This window comes from Robbsia andropogonis, assembly GCF_000970345.1.
In the GTDB taxonomy this organism is placed as follows: domain Bacteria; phylum Pseudomonadota; class Gammaproteobacteria; order Burkholderiales; family Burkholderiaceae; genus Robbsia; species Robbsia andropogonis.
Genome location: NZ_LAQU01000182.1, coordinates 1 through 1,384, shown reverse-complemented (window position 1 = coordinate 1,384; position 1,384 = coordinate 1). Strand labels below are relative to the sequence as shown.

The following is a 1,384-nucleotide window of genomic DNA, read 5'->3' as shown; positions in this document are numbered from 1 at the left end:
GTAGCTGACGATCACGCCGCGCTCGAGCAATAATCTTCGATGTCGCGCAAGCTCAGGGAGAAGCGAAAGTACCATCGCAACCGCAAGGCTGATGATGGCAGGTGGGAAACGATGGCCGCAGTAAATGGACAGGGTTTTCATGTGCCAAGCTTACCCGAACGCCTCGACAACGTGACAATGCCCTGATTTCACCACAATTCGTCCGTCCGTTCGTCAAAACCAATAAAAATGACTTCGTCGACGCGGAAGCCATCTGTGAGGCCGCCTCTCACCCTTCGATGCGGTTTGTCTCGCCTAAGACTGAAGCGCAGCAAGCGCTTTCTGCGCTGCACCGCGTGCGCGAGTCCTTCATTCGAGACCGGACCAAGACCATCAATCAAATCCACGGATTGCTTTTGGAGTTCGGTATCAGCTTGCCCGTTGGCCGTACGGCGATCACGCGCCTGCCCGCAGCGTTAGCTGAATCGCCCCGGCCGGGGCGATTCATTATTTGTATAAGTAATCCTATACATATAGACGTTCTTACGCCACCCAGTTCTTATTGCGACAGAACCCGTGGGCTCAGACTGGATCGTGCCGGCGTTCCAACAGCTTTATCGCGTGCTGCTGCGAGACACCTTGTGCCTGAGCTTCTATGGCTGGAAATTTGCGCAGCTTATTTGCACCGGATCCTCCGAAAGTTCGTCACAATCCGCAATATTTCGCGTCGCTAGCCCACTGAATTTGTGGTTTTTTAAAATCAAGTCCTATTTTATAGGAGTTCTTATGGGATGCTTTAACGTAACAGGGGCGAGTGGAAAAGCGAGCGAATATGTCGCAGAGCAACATGCTGACCGCACATCCACAGAACAAGCGACGCAGAGGCCACCAGCGCGTAACTTGGGACACGAAGTACTGCAAGGATTTAATAGGCAAAGATCGGGCGATAGCCATTCAGATTCAGAAGATGCGATACAGCATGCCGTGTCGCAAGCGCGGTCTGGAGGACGCTTCCGTCCTGGTCCGCTACCTGAACAAAAAGAGCTGATAGCACCTCCAAAAACAAACCTGCTTGACCCTAGCGGCATTGTCGTTAGCGGTCGTGGGCCGGAAAATGGCATTTCACTGCCTGCTTTCAAAACGCGGACGGATTTTGGCTCCCAAGCGTCAACTGCCGCCATGAGGAAAGATGCGCGGTGATCTGACGGCGGTGTTCGATGGCGCGTAAGCGGCTGGTCATCCCATCTGGCATTCGGTATGAGCGCGTAAGAGCATACGTGTCCACGATCATGGATGCGGACACGTGTACCCTATTAAAGAGCCGTCCCGTAAAGGACGAACCCATCGTACCTATTCCCCTGAATTTCGTGCCGATTTGGTCGCACAAAGTCAGCAACTCGGCGTG

General features: G+C 53.5%; 1 protein-coding gene and 2 pseudogenes. 2 read left to right on the top strand and 1 reads right to left on the bottom strand.

All coding sequences use genetic code 11. From position 1 onward, the window contains the following. Positions 1 to 141, bottom strand: a pseudogene (locus WM40_RS30780) (IS6 family transposase); the annotation flags it as partial. Between the two features lie 41 nt (positions 142 to 182). Between WM40_RS30780 and WM40_RS29360 the strand changes: the two are divergent. Continuing rightward, positions 183 to 488: pseudogene (locus WM40_RS29360) on the top strand (IS110 family transposase); the annotation flags it as partial. A 67-nt stretch (positions 489 to 555) separates the two neighbouring features. After that, entirely contained in the window at positions 556 to 1,179 is a 624-nt protein-coding gene (locus WM40_RS31960) for a hypothetical protein (protein WP_236693730.1), read from the top strand. The last annotated feature ends 205 nt before the right edge of the window (positions 1,180 to 1,384 follow it).